Origin of the sequence: Streptomyces lothianensis (assembly GCF_047779955.1) — a bacterium.
Taxonomy (GTDB): domain Bacteria; phylum Actinomycetota; class Actinomycetes; order Streptomycetales; family Streptomycetaceae; genus Streptomyces.
In genome coordinates, this window is the sequence record NZ_JBLMKT010000085.1 from 1 (window position 1) to 20,133 (window position 20,133).

5 protein-coding genes are annotated in these 20,133 nt (G+C 73.5%); all 5 read right to left on the reverse strand.

The genetic code is table 11. The features are described 5' to 3' along the window. The coding region (locus ACLF6P_RS29405) for a type I polyketide synthase (protein ID WP_415954459.1) at positions 1–1,493 on the reverse strand (1,493 nt) is incomplete at its 3' end. 45 nt (positions 1,494–1,538) lie between these two features. Further along, positions 1,539–6,497, reverse strand: coding sequence for a type I polyketide synthase (locus tag ACLF6P_RS29410; RefSeq protein ID WP_415954460.1), 4,959 nt, complete (start codon positions 6,495–6,497; stop codon positions 1,539–1,541). Between the two features lie 111 nt (positions 6,498–6,608). Next, positions 6,609–17,711, reverse strand: a complete 11,103-nt coding sequence (locus ACLF6P_RS29415; RefSeq protein WP_415954461.1) for a type I polyketide synthase — start codon at positions 17,709–17,711, stop codon at positions 6,609–6,611. Further along, entirely contained in the window at positions 17,701–17,826 is a 126-nt protein-coding gene (locus ACLF6P_RS29420) for a hypothetical protein (RefSeq protein WP_415954462.1), read from the reverse strand. The genes ACLF6P_RS29415 and ACLF6P_RS29420 overlap by 11 nt, the downstream gene beginning before the upstream one ends. 6 nt (positions 17,827–17,832) lie before the next feature. Then, on the reverse strand, positions 17,833–20,133 hold a 2,301-nt coding region (locus ACLF6P_RS29425), incomplete at its 5' end, for an SDR family NAD(P)-dependent oxidoreductase (RefSeq protein ID WP_415954463.1).

A 20,133-nucleotide genomic window follows, 5' to 3' on the forward strand; every position in this document is an offset into this window, starting at 1 on the left:
TGCGCCCGCAGCGCGGACTCCGTCCTGCCCGACAACACCCACGGCACCACACCCAGCGACACCACCGGAGCCGAAGACCCCGCCGAAACAGCAGGCGCCTCCTCCACCGGCGCCTGCTCCAGGATCACGTGCGCATTCGTACCGCTGACACCGAACGACGACACGCCCGCGCGGCGCGGCGCACCCGTCTCCGGCCAAGGGCGGTTCTCGGTGAGGAGGGAGACGTTGCCGGCGGTCCAGTCGACATGGGTGGAGGGCTGGTCGACATGGAGGGTCTGCGGAAGCACGCCGTGCTGGAGAGCGAGAACCATCTTCATGATGCCCGCGACGCCGGCGGCGGCCTGGGAGTGGCCGATGTTCGACTTGAGGGAGCCGAGCCACAACGGGCGGTCCTCGCTGCGGCCCTGCCCGTACGTCGCGAGCAGCGCCTGCGCCTCGATCGGGTCGCCGAGTGTCGTGCCCGTGCCGTGGCCCTCGACGATGTCGATATCGGCGGTCGAGAGGCCGGCGTTGTCGAGGGCCTTGAGGATGACGCGCTGCTGGGACGGACCGTTGGGGGCGGTCAGACCATTGGAGGCACCGTCCTGGTTGACCGCCGAGCCGCGCACCACCGCAAGGACCTCGTGGCCGTTGCGGCGGGCGTCGGACAGCTTCTCCAGGAGAATCATGCCGACGCCCTCGGAGAAGCCGGTGCCGTCGGCGGCGTCCGCGAACGCCTTGCAGCGGCCGTCGCGGGCGAGTCCGCGCTGGCGGCTGAAGTCGATGAACATGCCGGGGGTGGCCATGAGCGTGACGCCGCCCGCGAGGGCCATGCTCGACTCGCCGTTCCGCAGGGACTGCACGGCGAGGTGCAGGGCGACCAGGGACGACGAGCAGGCCGTGTCGACCGTCACCGCCGGGCCCTCCAGGCCCATCGTGTACGAGACGCGGCCGGAGACGACGGCGGCGGCGCCGCCGGTGCCGAGGTAGCCCTCGAGGCCGGACTGGTTGCCGACGAGGAGGAGGGGGTAGTCCTGTCCGTTCGTACCGGCGAAGACGCCGACCTGGCTGCCGCGTACCGCCTCCGGGTCGATGCCGGCGTGCTCGAACGCCTCCCAGGAGGTCTCCAGGAGGAGGCGCTGCTGCGGGTCCATGGCAAGGGCCTCGCGCGGCGAGATCCCGAAGAACCCCGGGTCGAAGTCGGCGACTTTGCCGAGGAATCCGCCGTCGGCGACGTACGAGGTGCCGGCCTGGTCGGAGTCGGTGTCGTCGATGATCGACCCGAGGTCCCAGCCTCGGTCGGTCGGGAAGGGCGCCATGGCGTCGGTGCCGTCGAAGACCATCCGCCACAGTGCGGCGGGGGTGGTCACGCCGCCGGGGAACCGGCAGCTCATGCCGACGACCGCGATCGGCTCCGTGTCGCGGGCCTCCATCTCGCGCAGCCGTTCGTGCGCCGCGTCGAGATCGGTGCTGACGCGCTTGAGGAAGTAGCGGAGCTTGTCTTCGTTCGCCACCCTGACGTCCTTTCCTTGACGTGTGCTTGCCGCGCTGGGCAGCGGTTACGAAATGCCGAACTTCTCGCCGAGCAGCTGGAACATCTCGTCGTCGGAGGCGGATCCGATCTCCGCCGCCGCGGAGGCCGGCGCGTCGCCGCGGGGTTCCTGCTGCCAGGAGGCGACGAGCGCCTTCATGCGCAGCAGGACCCGCGTGCGACCGACGTTGTCGGCGCCGACGGCTGCCATCGCGGTCTCGATCCGGTCGAGGTCCTCGAGGGCGGCCGTCGCGACGGCCTCACCGTCCTGGAGTAGCTGTTCGCGCATGAATGCCGCCAGAGTCCTGGACGTGGGGTAGTCGAACGCGGTCGTGACCGGCAGTTTCAGGCCGGTGCGGGAGGAGAGGCGGTTGCGGAGTTCGACGGCGGTGACGGAGTCGAAGCCCATCTCGCGGAACGCCTTGCGGACCGGGACGGCCTCGTTGCCGGAGAAGCCGAGGACGGCGGAGACGCACTCGCGGATCAGCTCGACGAGGATGGTCTCCTGTTCCTGCTCGGTGAGTCCGGCCAGGCGCTGGACGAGCTCGGACGGCTCGTCGCCGCTGCCGGAATCGGCCATGGCGCGGGCGATGTCGCGGACGTCGGGAACGTCTTCGAGCAGGGGGCTGTGGCGTATCGCGGTGAAGGCGACGTAGAAGCGCTCCCAGTCGATATCGGCGATGAGCAGGCTCGTCTCGTTCTGCTCCAGGGCCTGCTGGAGCGCCCCGGTGGCCAGTTCGGGCTTCATCTCGCGCAGGCCGTGGCGGCTGAGGGTGTCGCCGAAGTCGCCCTCGGCCATGCCGCCGCCGCCCCAGGCGCCCCAGGCGACCGAGGTGGCGGGCAGGCCGCGGCCCCGGCGGTGCAGGGCGAGGGCGTCGAGGACGGCGTTGCCGGGGGCGTAGTTGCCCTGGCCGGGGGTGCCGACGGTGCCGCCGAAGGACGAGAACAGCACGAACGCCTTGAGGTCGAGGTCGGCGGTCAGCTCGTGCAGGTTGTGGGCGGCGCGTGCCTTGGCGTGCAGGGCCCGGTCGATCTGGTCGAGGCCGAGGGAGTCGATGACGCTGTCGTCGAGCACGGCGGCGGTGTGGACCACGGCGGTCAGCGGCTGCTCCGCCGGTACGGAGGCGAGGAGGCCGGCCAGGGCGTCTCGGTCACCGGTGTCGCAGGCCGCGATGGTCACGCGGGCGCCGAGGGCGGTGAGTTCGTCGCGCAGGGCGTCGGCGCCGGGAGCCTGGGGGCCGCGGCGGCTGACGAGCAGCAGGTGCTCGGCGCCGCTGCCGGCGAGCCAGCGGGCGACCTGGCCGCCGAGGGCTCCCGTACCGCCGGTGATGAGGATGGTGCCCTGGGTACGCCAGGAGGTGTCGCCGGTCGCGGCCTTCAGGGGCAGGCGGCGCAGCCTGCGTACGAACGTTCCGGCGGTCCGTACGGCGATCTGGTCCTCGGGGCCGGAGTCGCCGAGGGCGGCGGCAAGCAGGGCGGAGGTGCGCTCGTCGAGGACGGGCGGCAGGTCGATGACGCCGCCCCAGCGGTCGGGGTGTTCGAGCGCGGCGACGCGGCCCATGCCCCAGACGGCGGCCTGGTACGGGGCGTCCAGCGGGTCGGCGACGTTGACGGAGACGGCGCCCCGGGTGGCGGGCCACAGGGGGGCGCGGACCCCGGCCCGGCCGAGGGCCTGGAGCAGGGTGACCGTGGCAGCGTAGCCGCGGGGGACGGCGGGGCCGTCGGGGTGCGGGGCGCCGTCCAGGGCGAGGAGGGAGAGGACGCCGGTCGGGGTGGTGGTGCCCTCGGCGGAGAGGGTGGCGAGGGTCGTGCCGATACGGGCCGCCAGGGCGTCCGGGTCGGCGGTCTCGGTCTCGGGGACGGCGAGGACGACGGGCTCGGCGCCGTGCTGGGCGAGGGCGTCGAGGACGGACGTCGTGTACGGGTCTTCGGCCAGGTTCTCGGCGACCGGCACGAGCCAGGTGCCGGTGGGGCGGCCGGTGGACGGGCGGGGGTGGACGCGCCAGGAGACCTCGTAGCGCCAGTCGTCCGTGGTGGACGTCTCGCGGAGCCGCTTCCGCCAGGCGGAGAGGAACGGCACGGTGGCGTCGAGGGCCTGCCCGGCCGCGTCGGCGTCGACGCGGAGGATGTCGGCGACGGCCTGGACGTCGGCGTGCTCGACGGCCTCCCAGAAGGCGCTGTCGGCGGCGTTCGCCTCGGGGGCGACGGCGGTGGGCGGGGTGACCTCGTCGGAGATCCAGTAGCGGGTGCCCTGGAAGGCGTAGGTGGGGAGGTCGACTCGGCGGGCTCCGGTGCCGGTGTAGACCGTCTGCCAGTCGATGCTCACGCCGTGGCAGTGCGCTTCGGCGAGGGAGGTGAGGATGCGGTCCGGGCCGCCTTCGTCGCGGCGGAGGGTGCCCAGGGTGGTGGCGGTTGCTTCGGCGTCCTCGATGGTGCCCTGCAGGCCCAGGGACAGGACCGGGTGCGGGCTGACCTCGATGAAGACGGTGTGGCCGTCGGCGAGGGCGGTGCGGGTGGCCTGTTCGAACTCGACGGTGGCACGGAGGTTGTCGTACCAGTACGTGCCGTCCATCACCGTCTCGGAGTCCAGGAGACGACCGGTCAGCGACGAGTAGAGGGCGGTGGTTGCGGGCTGCGGGGTGATCCCGGCCAGAAGCTCGGACAGCTCCTCGCGGATCTCCTCGACGTGTGCGGAGTGCGAGGCGTAGTCGACATCGACCTTGCGGGCGCGCACGCCCGCCGCGTCACACGCGGCGATCAACTCGTCCAACGCGTCGACGTCGCCCGAGACGATGGTGGAGGACGGGCCGTTGACCGCCGCGACCGAGATACGACCGTCCCAGGCCGTGATCGTGTCACGCACCCACGCAGCAGGCTGCGCGACGGACACCATCCCGCCCCGGCCCGCGAGAGCAATGATCGCGCGGGACCGCAGCGCCACCACCTTCGCCGCGTCCTCCAGCGACAGCACACCCGCCACCACAGCAGCCGCAATCTCACCCTGCGAATGCCCGATCACAGCCGCCGGTTCGACACCGTAGGAACGCCACACCTCCGCCAGCGACACCATCACGGCCCACAGCACCGGCTGGACCACATCCACCCGGTCGAAACCCGGAGCACCATCGACGCCTCGTACGGCATCGAGAAGCGACCAGTCCGTGTGCGGGGCCAGTGCTGCCGCGCACTCGGCCATGCTGGCCGCGAACACCGGAGACGAGTCGAGGAGTCCGACCGCCATCCCCGCCCACTGCGCACCCTGCCCCGGGAACACGAACACCGGACGCGTCGCGCGGCCCGCCACGCCCGACGTGACCGTGGGCGCGGGTGTGCCGGAGGCGATCGAGGCCAGGGCGGTCTCGAAGTCGGCGCGGTCGGCGGCCACGACCGCCGCGCGGTGTTCGAAGTGCGAGCGGGTCAGGGCGAGGGAGTAGCCGATGTCCGTCAGGGAAGCGGCCGAGTCCCCCCGTACATACGCAAGCAGACGCTCCGCCTGCGCAGCCAGAGCACGCTCGCTCTTCGCCGACAGCACCCACGGGACGCTCGCCACCGGAGCCGAAGGCTCGGCCGGGGCAGCGGGCTCCTGCGCCGGGGCCTGTTCCACGATGACGTGGGCGTTGGTGCCGCTGACGCCGAACGACGACACACCGGCCCGGCGCGGGGCGCCGGTCTCCGGCCAGGAGGTGAGCTCGGAGACGAGGGCGAGTTCGCCCGCGTTCCAGTCGACGTACTCGGAGGGCGTGTCGATGTGGAGGGTGGGCGGGAGCTCGCCGTGCTGGAGGGCCATCACGGTCTTGATGAGCCCGGCGGCGCCCGCGGCGGCCTGGGTGTGGCCGATGTTCGACTTGACCGAGCCGAGCCACAGCGGCCGTCCCTCGGGGCGGCTCTTGCCGTACGCGCTGAGGAGCGCCTGCGCCTCGATGGGGTCGCCGAGCTTGGTGCCGGTGCCGTGCGCCTCGACGAGGTCGATCTGGGCGGGTGACAGGCCGGCGTCGTCGAGGGCGGCGCGGATGACGCGGTGCTGGGCGGGGCCGTTGGGGGCGGTGAGGCCGTTGGAGGCGCCGTCCTGGTTGATGGCGGAGCCGCGTATGACGGCGAGGATCTTACGGCCGGCCTTCTGGGCGTCGGAGAGCCGCTCGACGAGGAACATGCCGACGCCCTCGCCCCAGCCGGTGCCGTCGGCGTCGGCGGAGAAGGCCTTGCAACGGCCGCTGGTGGACAGGCCGCGCTGGCGGCTGAACTCGGTGAACGCACCCGCGTTGGCCATGACGGTGACACCGCCGACGAGCGCCATGGAGCACTCGTTCCTGCGCAGCGACTGCGCCGCCGTGTGGAGGGCCACGAGGGAGGAGGAGCAGGCGGTGTCGATGGTGACGGCGGGGCCGTTGAGGCCGAAGGTGTAGGCGACGCGGCCGGAGGCGACGCTGATGGTGGTGCCGATGCCGAGGTAGAGCTCGGTGCCCTCCGGCGGGTTCTCGATGGCGGCGCCGTATCCCTGGAAGCTGGTGCCGATGAACACGCCGGTCCGGGTGCCCCGGAGCGTGGCCATGTCGATGCCGGCGCGTTCGACGACCTCCCATGCGGTCTCCAGGACGATCCGCTGCTGCGGGTCCATGGCGATGGCCTCGCGCGGCGAGATTCCGAAGAACTCGGCATCGAAGCGCGGGACGTCGTAGACGAAGCCGCCTTCGAGCGAGTACGACTTGTCCGGCTCGTCGTCATCCTTGAAGAACAGGCCCTCGAAGTCCCAGCCTCGGTCCTCGGGGAACGGGGAGAGGGCGTCGGTGGCGGACGAGACGACCCGCCACAGGTCCTCGGGGGTGCGGACGTCGCCGGGGAAGCGGCAGCTCATGGCCGTGATGGCGATGGGCTCGTGGGCCTTGGCCTCGGTCTCCTGGAGCTTGCCGCGGGTTTCCTGGAGGTCTGCCGTCACCCGCTTGAGGAAGTAACGCAGCTTCTGTTCGTCGGTCTTCGGTGCGTCAGTCATGGTGAGGTCGCTCCTCGAAGCGGATGTGTGCCGGTACGGTCCGGGGCCGGGGCTGGCTGGCGCAGTGGCCGGTGCGGTGGCGGTGGCCGGTGCGGTGGCCGGTGCGGTCGGTCATGCGATGCCGAACTCCCGTCCGAGGAAGTCGAAGATCTCGTCGTCGCTGGCCTCGTCGAGGTCGGTGTCGCCGAGGTCGGTGCCGTCGCCGGCACGCACCGTTTCCACCTGGGCGAGGAGTCCCTTGAGCCGGTCGCCGATCTGCGTACGGTGGCCGGTGTCGCCGATGCCCGCGAGGACGGCGGCGATCCGGTCGAGCTCGGCGAGGACCGGGGCGGCGGTGTCGGACACGGCATCCGGGACGACCTCCCCGCGCAGGTGGGCGGCGAGTTCGACAGGGTTCGGGTAGTCGAAGACGAGCGTGGCGGGCAGCCGCAGTCCGGTCACGGTGTTGAGCCGGTTGCGCAGGTCGATCGCGATCAGCGAGTCGAAGCCGAGCTTCTTGAACGCGTCGTGCGGGTCGATGGCCTCGGGTGTGGCGTGCCCGAGGACGGCCGCCGCGTGCGTGCGGACCAGGTCGAGGACCACCCGGTCGCGCTCCTCCTCGGAGAGGCCGGCGAGGCGCTGGGCGAGCGGGACGACCGGGGCGCCGCCCGCGTCCCCGGCGCGCTTGGCCTGCGCGCGGACGAGGCCGCGAAGGAGCGGCGGCAGCGCGCCGGAGGCGGCGCGGGCGCGCAGGCCCGCGAAGTCGAGGCGGATGGGCAGCAGCAGGGCGTCGGGGCGGGCGGTGGCCCGGTCGAAGAGGGCGAGGCCCTGCTCGTCGGTGAGGCCGATGACACCGGCGCCGCTCATGCGGCGGACGTCGGCCTCGTCGAGGTGACCGGTCATGCTGCTGGCCTCGGCCCAGAAGCCCCAGGCGAGGGCGGTGGCGGGCAGGCCGTGGGCGCGGCGGTGCTGGGCGAGGGCGTCCAGGAAGGCGTTGCCGGCGGCGTAGTTGCCCTGTCCGGAGCTGCCGAGGGTGCCGGCGGCGGAGGAGTACAGGACGAACGCGGCCAGGCCACGGTCCCGGGTGAGTGCGTGCAGGTTCCAGGCCGCGTCGGTCTTGGGCCGCTGGACGGCGGCGAGCCGCTCGGCGGTCAGGGAGGTGATGACACCGTCGTCGAGGACGCCGGCGGTGTGGATGACGGCGGTCAGCGGGTGCTGCTCCGGTACGGAGGCGAGGAGGGCAGCCAGGGCGTCGCGGTCGGCGGCGTCGCAGGCGACGATGTCGACGTGGGCGCCATGTGCCCGGAGGTCGGCGACGAGGGCGTCGGCGCCGGGGGCGTCCGGGCCCTGACGGCTGATCAGCAGGAGCCTGCGGGCGCCGTGTTCGGCCGCGAGGTGGCGGGCGACGTGGCCGCCGAGAACACCGGTGCCGCCGGTGACGAGGACGGTGCCGTCCGGGTCGAGGGCGAGGCCGGTGTCGTCGGCGGTGGGCGCCGCGGCGCGGGCCAGGCGCGGGGCGAGGGCGGCTCCGGCGCGCAGGGCGAGCTGGGGTTCGGTGGGAGCGGACGCCGTCGCGAGGGCTGCCGCGAGGGCATCGGGCAGGGCGGCCCAGGAGGTGTCCTGGCCGTCGGTGTCGGCGAGGACGAAACGGTCCGGGTGTTCGGACTGCGCGGACCGGACCAGACCCCACACCGGTGCGGCGGCCAGGTCGGTGACGTCCTCGCCGGGGCGGGTGGCCAGGGCGCCGACGGTGGTGAGCACAAGGCGGGTGTCGGCGAGGCGCTCGTCGGCGAGCCACTTCTGGAGGGTGTCGAGCGTGTGGAGGGTCGTGGTGTGGGCCGCCTCGGCGACACCGGTGGCCGTACCGCCGTCGCCACGGATCTCGGCGACGACGACGTCGGGCACCGGGGCGCCCGCGTCGAGGGCGCCGAGCAGCTCGGCGAGGTCGGCGTACGCGGCCGGGCGGACGCCGTGGGCGCTGTACGGGGCCTGTGCGGCGCCGAGGTGGGCCCAGGCGGCGCCGACGGCCGCCGTGGCGGCGGGGGTGGCGGCGGGGGCGATCGGGGTCCAGTCGAGGGCGAAGAGGGAGTCGTCGCCGGCGGCGCGGGTCGCGGCCTTCAGCTGCTCGGGTTCGACGGGCCGCATCGCCAGTTCGCCGATGGAGATGACGGGCGCGCCGGTGGCGTCGGCGATCTGGAAGCCGATGCCGTTGGGGCCGACCGGCAGGAGCCGGGCGCGGAGCACGGAGGCCCCGGTGGCGTGCAGGGTCACGCCACGCCAAGCGAACGGCAGTCGGGGCTTGCCCGCGTCCTCGCCTCGGCCCGTGCCGGGCTTGAAGTCGCCGAGGCCCATGGACTGCAGGGCCGAGTCGAGCAGGCCGGGGTGGAGACCGTGGTCGGCGGCCTCGGCACGGCCGTCCTGCGGCAGGGCGAGGTCGGCGTAGATGTCCTCGCCGAGCTGCCAGGCGCGGGTGATGCCCTGGAACATGGGGCCGTAGTCGAAGCCGGTCAGGGCGGCCTGCTCGTAGAAGCCCTCCACGGGAAGCTCGACGGCGCCGGCCGGCGGCCAGGCGGTGAAGTCGAAGTCCGGCACGGCCGTGCCGCCCGCGGCGCCGGTCGGGGCGAGGACGCCTGCGGCGTGCCGGGTCCAGAGCAGGCCGGTGTCGTCGGCGTCGGCGGCGGGCCGGGAGTGGACGGTGACGGTACGGCGGCCGGTCCCGTCGGGGGCACCGACCGCGACCTGAATCTGGCGGGCCTCACCGTCGACGAGGGTCAGCGGGGCCTCGATGGTGAGTTCCTCGACGGTTTCACACCCGCTGACGTGGGCGGCGTGGTTGGCCATCTCGACGAATGCGGTGCCGGGCACGATGACCGTCCCCATCACCACGTGCTCGGCCATCCACGGATGGCTGCGGGTGGAGAACCGGCCGGTGAGGACGTACCCGTCGGTATCGGCGAGCGGCACGGCAGCGGTCAGCATCGGGTGGGCGGTGGTGCCGAGTCCGGCGGAGGCCAGGTCGCCGACGCCGTCGCCCGGCATGGGCAGCCAGTAGTTCTGGTGCTGGAAGGCGTACGTGGGGAGGTCGACCCGGCGGGCTCCGGTGCCCGCGAAGACCGTCTGCCAGTCGACGCTCACGCCGTGGCAGTGCGCTTCGGCGAGGGAGGTGAGCAGCCGCTGCGGCTCGTCCTCGTCGCGGCGGAGGGTGCCCAGGGTGGTGGCGTCTGCTTCGTTGTCTTCGATGGTGCCCTGGAGGCCCAGGGCGAGGACGGGGTGGGGGCTGACTTCGATGAAGACGGTGTGGCCGTCGGCGAGGGCGGTGCGGGTGGCCTGTTCGAACTCGACGGTGGCGCGGAGGTTGTCGTACCAGTACGTGCCGTCCATCACCGTCTCGGAATCGAGGAGACGACCGGTCAGCGACGAGTAGAGGGCGGTGGTTGCGGGCTGCGGGGTGATCCCGGCCAGGAGTTCCGCCAGTTCGGTCTTGATCTCCTCGACGTGCGCGGAGTGGGAGGCGTAGTCGACGTCGACCTTGCGGGCGCGGATGTCGGTGGTCTCGCAATGCCTCACCAGCTCGTCCAGGGCGTCGACGTCGCCCGAGACGATGGTGGAGGACGGGCCGTTGACGGCCGCGACCGAGATACGGCCGTCCCAGGCCGTGATCAGCTCACGGACCGCATCGGCCGCCTGGGCGATGGAGACCATGCCGCCGCGGCCCGCGAGCGCGGTGATTGCCCGGGACCGCAGGGCCACGACCTTCGCTGCGTCCTCCAGCGACAGCACACCCGCCACCACGGCAGCGGCGATCTCACCCTGGGAGTGACCGATGACAGCGGATGGTTCGACACCGTAGGAGCGCCACACCTCGGCCAGGGACACCATCACGGCCCACAGCACCGGCTGGACCACATCCACCCGGTCGAAACCCGGGGCGCCTTCGACGCCTCGTACGGCATCAAGCAGCGACCAGTCAGGCGTATACGGGGCCAGTGCTGCCGCGCACTCGGCCATCCGGGCCGCGAACACCGGGGAGGCGTCGAGGAGTCCGACCGCCATCCCCACCCACTGCGCACCCTGCCCGGGGAAGACGAAGACCGGGCGGGTCGGTGCCGTGGTCTGACCGGTCACCGTGCCGGGAGCGGCCAGGCCCTCCGCGAGGGAGCGCAGGTCGTTCAGCAGGCTGTCGCGGTCGCCAGGGACGAGGGCGGCACGGTGGTCGAAGTGGGCGCGGCTGGTGGCCTGCGACCAGGCGATGTCCACGAGGCTGAGGTCGGGGCGGGCGGTGAGGTGGTCGGCGAGGCGGGCGGCCTGGGCGCGCAGAGCGTCCTCGGTCCGGGCCGAGAGCACGACGGGGACGCGGGAGGTTGCCGCGGCCTGGTTCAGGACCGGGTCCTTGCCAGGGGTGTCCTGCTCGGCGGTGCCCTCGGGTGCCTGCTCGGGTGCCTGCTCCAGGATGATGTGGGCGTTGGTGCCGCTGACGCCGAAGGACGATACGGCGCCTCGGCGGAGCCTGCCCGTCTCGGGCCAGGTCCGCTCCTCGGTGAGGACCTCGACCGCGCCCTCCGTCCAGTCGACGTGGGTGGTCGGCCGGTCGACGTGGAGGGTCTTTGCCAGGACGCCGTGCCGCAGCGACATGACCATCTTGATGATGCCGGCGACGCCGGCGGCGGCCTGGGAGTGGCCGATGTTCGACTTCAGGGAGCCGAGCATCAGCGGCCGGTCGGCGTCGTGTTCCTGGCCGTAGGTGGAGAGCAGTGCCTGCGCCTCGATCGGGTCGCCGAGCTTCGTGCCCGTGCCGTGGGCCTCGACGGCGTCCACGTCGGCGGGCGAGAGGCCCGCGTCCGCGAGGGCGGCGCGGATGACACGCTGCTGGGAAGGGCCGTTGGGGGCGGTCAGGCCGTTGGAGGCACCGTCCTGGTTGACAGCTGTGCCACGGACGACAGCGAGGACCTGGTGGCCGTTGCGGCGGGCGTCGGAGAGGCGCTCGACGAGGAGGACGCCGACGCCTTCGGACCAGCCGGTGCCGTCGGCGGCGTCGGCGAAGGCCTTGCAGCGCCCGTCGGCGGCGAAGCCGCCTTGGCCGCTCAGGCCGGCGAAGGCCGCCGGGGTGGCCATGACCATGACTCCTCCGGCGAGGGCCATGGAGCATTCGCCGCTGCGCAGGGCTCGTACGGCCATGTGCAGGGCGACGAGGGAGGAGGAGCAGGCGGTGTCGATGGTGACGGCGGGGCCCTCGAGACCGAAGGCGTACGAGACACGGCCGGAGACGACGCTGGCGGAGATGCCGGTCAGCAGGTAACCCTCGTTGCCCTCGGAGGCGTTGAGGAGCGCCGAGTAGTCCTGGCCGCTGGAGCCGGCGAACACGCCGACGCTGCTGCCCTTCACGGTGGCCGGGTCGATGCCGGCCCGCTCGAACGCCTCCCACGAGGTCTCCAGGAGCAGACGCTGCTGCGGGTCCATGGCGAGGGCCTCACGCGGCGAGATCCCGAAGAAGGCCGGGTCGAATCCGCCCGGGTCGGAGACGAAGCCGCCAAGCAGCTCGAAGGGGGTGCCGGGCTCGGTGCCGGGCAGGGCGTCGACGCGCCAGCCCCGGTCGGCGGGGATCGGTCCCATGGCGTCGCGGCCGTCGCGGACGAGCTGCCACAGGTCCTCGGGCGAGCGGACGTCGCCGGGGAGTCGGCAGCTCATGCCGATGATGACGATCGGGTCGTCGTCGGCCGGGACGGCCGCCCGGACGGCGGCGGTCTCGGCGGCGGCCCGGCCGCTGCCGAGGAGCTCGGCGCAGAGGTGGTCGGCGAGGACGGCCGGGGTCGGGAAGTCGAAGACGAGCGTGGCGGGCAGCCGCATCTCGGTGGCGAGGCTCAGCCGGTTGCGCATCTCGACGGCGGTCAGGGAGTCGAATCCGAGGTCGCTGAAGGCGCGTTGGGGCTGGATCTCGGTGGCGGAGCGGTAGCCGAGCACGGCGGCCGCGGCGTCGCGGACGACGTCGAGGACGAAAGCCGTACGGTCCTCCTCGGGCAGCTGCACCAGGCGCTGCACGAGAGAGGAGACGATCGCCGTGTCCGCCGTGGCGGCGGTCGGGCGGGCGGCGGCCCTGATCAGGCCGCGCAACAGCGGCGGGATCGCCTCGACGGGCGTGTCGGAGCGCGCGGGCAGGTTGATGTGGGCGGGGACGACGACCGGTTCGGGGCGGACGGTCGCCGCGTCGAACAGCGCGAGGCCGTCCTCGGCGGACATGGCGGTGACGCCGGCCCGGTCGATGCGCTGGAGGTGGGACTCGTCGAGGTTCTCGGCGAGGCCGCTGCGCTCGGCCCACAGGCCCCAGGCGAGCGCGACGGCCGGCAGGCCATGGTCCCTGCGGTGGGTGGCCAGGGCGTCGAGGAAGAGGTTGGCGGCGGCGTAGTTGCCCTGCCCGGGGCCGCCGAGGGTGGCGGCCAGCGAGGAGAAGAGCACGAACGATGCCAGGTCCAGGTCCTGGGTGAGTTCGTGCAGGTGCACGGCCGCGTCGAGCTTGGGGGTGAGCACGCTGTCGACGCGTTCGGGTGTGAGCGCGGTCAGGACGCCGTCGTCGGACAGGGCGGCGGCGTGGATGACGGAGGTGAGCGGGTGCTCGGCGGGGACGGCGGCGACGACACGGGCGAGCGCCTCGCGGTCACCGGCGTCGACGGCGGCGAAGGTGACGGTGGCGGCTCCCAGCTCCCGGAGGCGTGCGGTGAGTTCGGCCGCGCCGGGCGCGTCGCCGCCGCGCCGGCTGAGCAGCAGCAGATGGCGGGCGTCGTGGGCGCGGACGAGGTGCTCGGCGAGGAGGGTGCCGATGGTGCCGGTGGCGCCGGTGAGGAGGACGGTGCCTTCGGGGTCGAGGAGGGTGGGGGTTTCGGCTCCGGTGGCGGCTCCGGTGGCGGCTCCGGTTTCGGTGTCTGCGGTGGCCGGTTCGGCTGCGGCAGCGGTGGTTTCCTCGGCTGTGGTGGCTGTTTCCGCTCGTGGGGCGCGGGCCAGCCTCGGTACGTACAGGGCGCCGTCGCGGACTGCGAGTTGCGGTTCCGGGGTGGCGAGTGCCTGGAGGAGGGCGCGGCGGGAGGCCGGGGCGGTGTCGAGGTCGATCAGGACGAAGCGGCCCGGATTCTCGTTCTGGGCGGACCTGATGAGGCCCCAGGCGGCGGACTGGGCCGGCTCGTCGAGGATGTCGCCCTCACCGGTGCTGACGGCACCTCGGGTCACGAGGACGAGGCGGGTCTGCTCGAAGCGGTCGTCGGCCAGGAGTTCCTGGGCGAGTTCCAGGGCGCGGTGCGCGGACGCGTGCGCGGCCTCGGCGAGGGGCGTGCCGGGGCGGGTCAGCAGGGGCGCGACAAGGGTGGAGGGCAGTGGCATGCCGTCGTCGACGGCGCGGGCGAGCGCGGTGAGGCTCTCGAACCGGGCGCCGGCGGGCAGCTTGAGACCGTTGTCGCCGATGAGCGCGCAGTCGTCGGTGTCGTGGCTGCCATCGGCGGTGAGCGGGGTCCAGTCGACGCGGTAGAGCGAGTCCGGTGCGGCACCGGATTCGGCGTCGGCGAGCTGGGCGGCGGAGACCGGACGGAAGACGAGTTCCTCGACGGTGGCGACGGGCCTGCCGGTGGTGTCGGTGAGGCGGACGGTGACGCCGTCGCCGCCCGCGGTGCGCCGGAGCCTTACGCGGACGGCGGAGGCGCCGCCGGCGTGGAGGGTGACGCCGTTCCAGGAGAACGGCAGGCGGCCGCGGCCCTCGCCCATGCCGCCGTCGAGGTCGTTGAGGGCGTTGACGTGCATGGCCGTGTCGAGCAGCGCCGGGTGGAGTCCGTAGGCGCGGGCGTCGTCGGCGGCGCCGTCGGGGAGGGTGACCTCGGCGAAGAGTTCCTCGCCGAGGCGCCAGGCGGCGGTCAGTCCCTGGAAGGCGGGGCCGTAGGAATAGCTCTGGGCGGCGAGGTCCTCGTAGAAGGCGCCGAGGGCGAGCGGGGTGGCGCCGGGCGGGGGCCAGGCGGTGAGGTCGTCGGCGGCGCTGCTCGCCGCCCCCGGGGCCGGGGCGGGGGCGAGGATGCCGGTGGCGTGGCGGGTCCACGGCTCGTCCGCCTGGTCGGTGGCGGGCCGGGAGTGGACGGTGACGCCGCGCAGGCCCTGGGCGTCGGCGGGGCCGACGGACAGCTGGACGGCGACGCCGCCGTGCTCCGGCAGGACGAGCGGGGCTTCGAGGGTGAGTTCGCGTACTTCTCCGCAGCCGACGGCGTCTCCGGCGGTGACGGCGAGTTCGACGAAGGCGGTGCCGGGCAGCAGTGTCGTGCCGAGGACGACGTGGTCGGCGAGCCAGGGGTGGGTCTGTACGGACAGGCTGCCGGTGAACAGCATGCCGTCGCCCTCGGCGAGGCTCACGGCGGCGCCGAGCAGCGGGTGTTCGGCGGGGCGCTGGCCGACGGCGGTGACGTCCCCGGTCCAGCCGGTGGACGGCTTGGGCCAGTAGCGCTCGTGCTGGAACGCGTACGTGGGCAGGGTGATGGCGCGGGCGCCCGTGCCCTCGTAGAACGCGGTCCAGTCGACGGTGGTGCCGCGGACGTGGAGTTCGGCGACGGCAGCGGTCAGCGCGTCGCTCTCGGGGCGGTCCTTGCGCAGGGCGGGTACGAAGGCGGCGTCGGCGCGCACGGAGTCGGTGCCGGTCGCGGACAGGGCGCCGCCGGGGCCGATCTCCAGGTACGTGGTGACGCCGAGGGTGTCGAGGGTGTGCAGCCCGTCGGCGAAGCGGACGGCCTCGCGGACGTGCCGTACCCAGTGGGCGGGGGTGCGCAGCTCGTCGGCGGTGACGACGGATCCGGTGAGGTTGGAGACGACCGGGAGCTTCGGCTCGTGGTAGGTGAGGGTCCCGGCGACTTCGGCGAAGGCGTCGAGCATGCCGTCCATGTGGGCGGAGTGGAAGGCGTGGCTGACCTTCAGCTTCTTGGTCTTCTCGAAGCGGGCCGCGATCTCCTCGACAGCCGTCTCGTCGCCGGAGATGACGACGGAGGCCGGGCCGTTGACGGCGGCGATCGACACACCGTCCGTCAGGTGCGGGAGGATCTGCTCCTCGGTTGCCTGGACGGCGATCATGGCGCCGCCGGTGGGCAGGGCCTGCATCAGCCTGCCGCGAGCCGCGACCAGCACGGCCGCGTCCTCCAGGGACCACACACCCGCCACATACGCGGCGGCGAGTTCACCGATCGAATGCCCGAGGAGATAGTCCGGGGTGATGCCCCAGTGCTCCATCAGCCGGAACAACGCCACCTCGACCGCGAAAAGACCCGCCTGGGTGTGGACCGTCCGGTCGAGGAGGTCCGACTCGGTGTCGAAGACGACGTCCTTCAGCGGGCGGTCCAGGTGCTTGTCGAGTTCCGAGCAGACCGCGTCGAAGGCCTCCGCGTACACCGGGAACGCCTCGTACAGCCCGCGGCCCATGCCGGGGCGCTGCGAGCCCTGGCCGGAGAACAGGAAGGCGAGACCGCCGTGCCCGAGGGTGCTGCCCCGGAGCACGCCGGGGGCGGTGGCGCCGTCGGCGACGGCCCGCAGGGCGTCGAGGAGTTCGGTGCGGTCGGCGCCGAGGAGGGCGACGCGCTGGTCGAGGGCGGAGCGGGTGACGGCGGTCGACCAGGCGACGTCCAGGGCGCGGGCGGTCGGGGCCGTCTGCGGGTTCTCCAGGTGGGCGAGGAGACGCGCCGCCTGCTCGGTCACGGCCCGCTCGGTGTGGCCGGACAGCAGCCAGGGGGTTCCGGCGGGGGTACGGGGGGTGGGCGCGGCAGCCTGGCCGGATGAGTCGGACGAGTCGGATGAGTCGGATGAGTCGGACGTACCTGACTCCCCGTCGGGGCTGTTGCCGTCCGTCGCCGGGGCCTGCTCGATGATCGTGTGCGCGTTGGTGCCGCTGATGCCGAACGAGGAGATCGCGAAGCGGCGCGGCTCGTCCGTCTCGGGCCACGCACGGGCCTCGGTGAGCAGCTCGACGTCGCCCGCCGACCAGTCGACGTGGCTGGTCGGCCGGTCGACGTGGAGGGTCTGGGGCAGAACGCCGTGGCGCATCGCCATGACCATCTTGATGATCCCGGCGACGCCGGCGGCGGCCTGGGTGTGGCCGAGGTTCGACTTCAGGGATCCCAGCCACAGCGGGCGGCCCTCGGGGCGGTCCTGGCCGTACGTGGCGAGCAGGGCCTGCGCCTCGATCGGGTCGCCGAGCGTCGTGCCCGTGCCGTGCGCCTCCACGGCGTCGACCTGGGCGGCGGACAGGCCTGCGTTGGCGAGCGCCTGGCGGATCACACGGAGCTGGGACGGGCCGTTGGGGGCGGTGAGGCCGTTGGAGGCGCCGTCCTGGTTGACGGCGGAGCCGCGGAGGACGGCGAGGACCTCGTGGCCGTTGCGGCGGGCGTCGGACAGCCGCTCCAGCAGGACCAGGCCGACGCCCTCGGACCAGCCGGTGCCGTCGGCGGCGTCCGCGAACGCCTTGCAGCGGCCGTCGGACGCCAGGCCCCGCTGGCGGCTGAACTCGATGAACATGCCGGGGGCCGACATGACCGTCACACCGCCGGCGACGGCGAGGGAGCACTCGCGCTGGCGCAGCGACTGGGCCGCCAGGTGGAGGGAGACCAGCGCCGACGAGCACGCGGTGTCGACGGAGACCGCGGGGCCCTCCAGACCGAACGCGTACGAGATACGGCCCGACACGATGCTGCCGGAGGTGCCGGTGAGGTAGTAGCCCTCGACGCCCTCGGTGAACTGCAGCAGCGAGGAGTAGTCCTCGCCGGACGCGCCGGCGAACACACCGACCTGGCGGCCGCGCATGGACTGGGGCGCCATACCGGCCCGCTCGAACAGTTCCCAGGTGCTTTCGAGGAGGAGCCGCTGCTGCGGGTCCATGGCGAGCGCCTCGCGCGGGCTGATGTCGAACAGCGCCGGGTCGAAGTCACCGACGCCGTCGAGGAATCCGCCGGAGGCGGCGTACGACGAGCCCCGCTTGTCCGGGTCGGCGTCGTAGAGCCGCTCCAGGTCCCAGCCCCGGTCCTCGGGGAACGCGGAGATCGCGTCGCGTCCCTCGTCGACGAGCTGCCACAGGTCCTCGGGCGACCGCACGCCGCCGGGGAACCGGCAGGCCATCGACACGATGGCGACCGGCTCGTGCTCCCCCGCCTCCAGCTCGCGCAGCCGCTGCCGGGTCTGGTGGAGATCCGCGGTCACCCGCTTCAGGTAATCGAGGACCTTCTTGTCATCCGCCATGGCCCGCCAACCCCTCCAGGAATTCCATACGTTCGGCAATCACGCTTGCTTCGGCGATCACGCTTGCTTCGGCGATCACGCTCATGGGGGTGATCGCGCTTGCTTCGGCACTCACGCTTGCTCAGGCCTCTCCGAACTCGTCGTCGATGAAGGCCAGGACTTCTTCGGCGCTCGCGGCGTCCAGCCGGTCCGCGACCTCGCCGTCCGCCTCGGCGGACGTGTGCTCTCCGTCCAGCCGGGCCACCAGGGCCCGCAGGCGCGCGGTGATCCGCTGCTGGGCGCCCTCGTCGCCGTCGAGGCCCGCGAGACCGGCTTCCAGCCGGTCCAGGTCCGACAGCATCGCCGTCTCCGCCCCCGCGGACGTCCGCGTCGCGCCACCGAGCTCGCCGCGCATGAACTCGGCGAGGGCGGTGGGCGTGGGGTGGTCGAACACCAGGGTCACCGGGAGCCGCAGACCCGTCCGCGCGGCGAGCTGGTTGCGCAGGTTGACGGCGGTCAGCGACTCGAACCCGAGGTCGCGGAACGGGCGCTTGGCACCGATCGGCTCCGCCGATTCGTACCCGAGAACCGCCGCGGCCTCCGCCCGTACCAGCTCCAGGAGCTTCCGCTTCAGCTCGGACTCCGGCAGTCCCTCCAGGGACGCCCGGAACTCCTCGGCACCGCCGTCCGCCGCGCCGTCCCCCGCCTCGGCGGCCCGGGCGAGGAACGCGCGGACCTCGGGGACGTCGCCCAGCCAGACGGCGGGGCGGGCGGCGAGGTAGGCGGGCAGGAAGGCCGCCCAGTCGACGTCGGCGACGAGGACGGATGCGGGCGTCCCGCGGGTGGGCTGGACCTTGCCGGGAACGGCGCGGGTCAGGGCGGCGAGAGCCGCCTCGGTCGGCAGCGCCGGCAGGCCACGGCCGCGCATACGGTCCCCGAAGCCCGGGTCGTCCTGTGCCGTGCCGCCGTCGGCCCACGGCCCCCAGGCGATCGCCGTGCCCGGCAGGCCCAGCGCCGTACGGTGGGCCGCGAGCGCGTCGAGGTAGGCGTTCGCCGCAGCGTACGTGCTCTGGCCGACGCCGCCGACCGTGCCCGCGAACGCGGAGAACAGGACGAACGCGTCCAGGTCGCGGCCCTCGGTGAGCCGGTGCAGGTGGGTGGCGCCGGTCACCGGGACGCGCAGCGCCTCGGCGATCCGGTCCGGGGTCAGGGTGTCCAGGAGCCCGTCGCCCGGGACGCCCGCGGCGTGCACCACGGCCGTGACGGGCGTCCCGTCGGCGTCGAGCCGCGCGAACAGCGCTTCCAGCGCCGCCCGGTCCGTGACATCACAGGCGGCGATCGTCACACGGGCGCCGGTGGCGGTGAGTTCGTCGTGGAGGTCGGCCGCGCCCGGGGCATCCTGGCCATGGCGGCCGACGAGCACGAGGTGCTCGGCGCCCCGCTCGGCGAGCCGGCGGGCGACGTGGCCGCCGAGGGCGCCGGTGCCGCCGGTGACGAGCACGGTGCCGGACGGCCGCCACGCGTCGGCCTCGGGGCCGAGTCCGGTCCGTACGAGACGGCGGGCGAAGACCCCGGAGGGGCGTACCGCGAGCTGCTCCTCGCCCGCGAGGGCGCCGCCGAGGACCGCGCACAGCCGGGCGGTGACGTTCTCGTCCCACTCGGCAGGTTCGGCCGGCAGGTCGAGGAGACCGGCCCAGCGCTGCGGCAGCTCCAGGCCGGCGACCCGGCCCAGGCCCCAGACGGCGGCCTGCGCGGGGCTCACCAGCGGGTCGGCCGCACCGACGGAGACGGCGCCCCGGGTCAGCGCCCACAGCGGTCCCTGCACGCCCGCATCGCCCAGTGCCTGGACGAGGGCGACCGTGCCGAGGACTCCGAGCGGTGCGGTGCCGGTGCCGGTGCCGAAGTCCGTGTCGGTGTCGGCGAGGGCGAGGAGGGAGACGACGCCGTCGATGTGCGCCGGGTCCAGTTCCGCGAGCCGGGTGGCGAGGGCCTCCCGCTCGGTCACCGTGACCCGCGCGACGTCGGCGCCGCGTTCGGTCAGCGCCCGCACGAGCACGTCGGCCTGCTTGTCGTCCTCGGGGAGGCCGTCCGCTACGGCGACCAGCCAGCGCCCCGCCAGAAGCGTCGGGGTCCTGCTCTTGCCGGTGTCCGTGCGCTTCCAGGTGATGCCGTACGTCCAGGAGTCCAGGGCGGACCGCTCACGCCGTTGACGTCGCCACGTGGAGAGCGTCGGCAGCGCGGCCTTCAGGGGCTCCGCGTCGGCCCCGCCGAGCGCCTGCGTCAGCGCGTCCAGGTCCTGGCTCTCGACGGCCTCCCAGAAGGAGGCGTCCACTCCGTCGGCGGCCGCGAGCGCGGTTTCGGGGGACAGCTCGGGCCAGTAGCGGGTGTGCTGGAAGGCGTAGGTGGGGAGGGGGGTGCGGCGGGCTCCGGTGCCGGTGTAGAC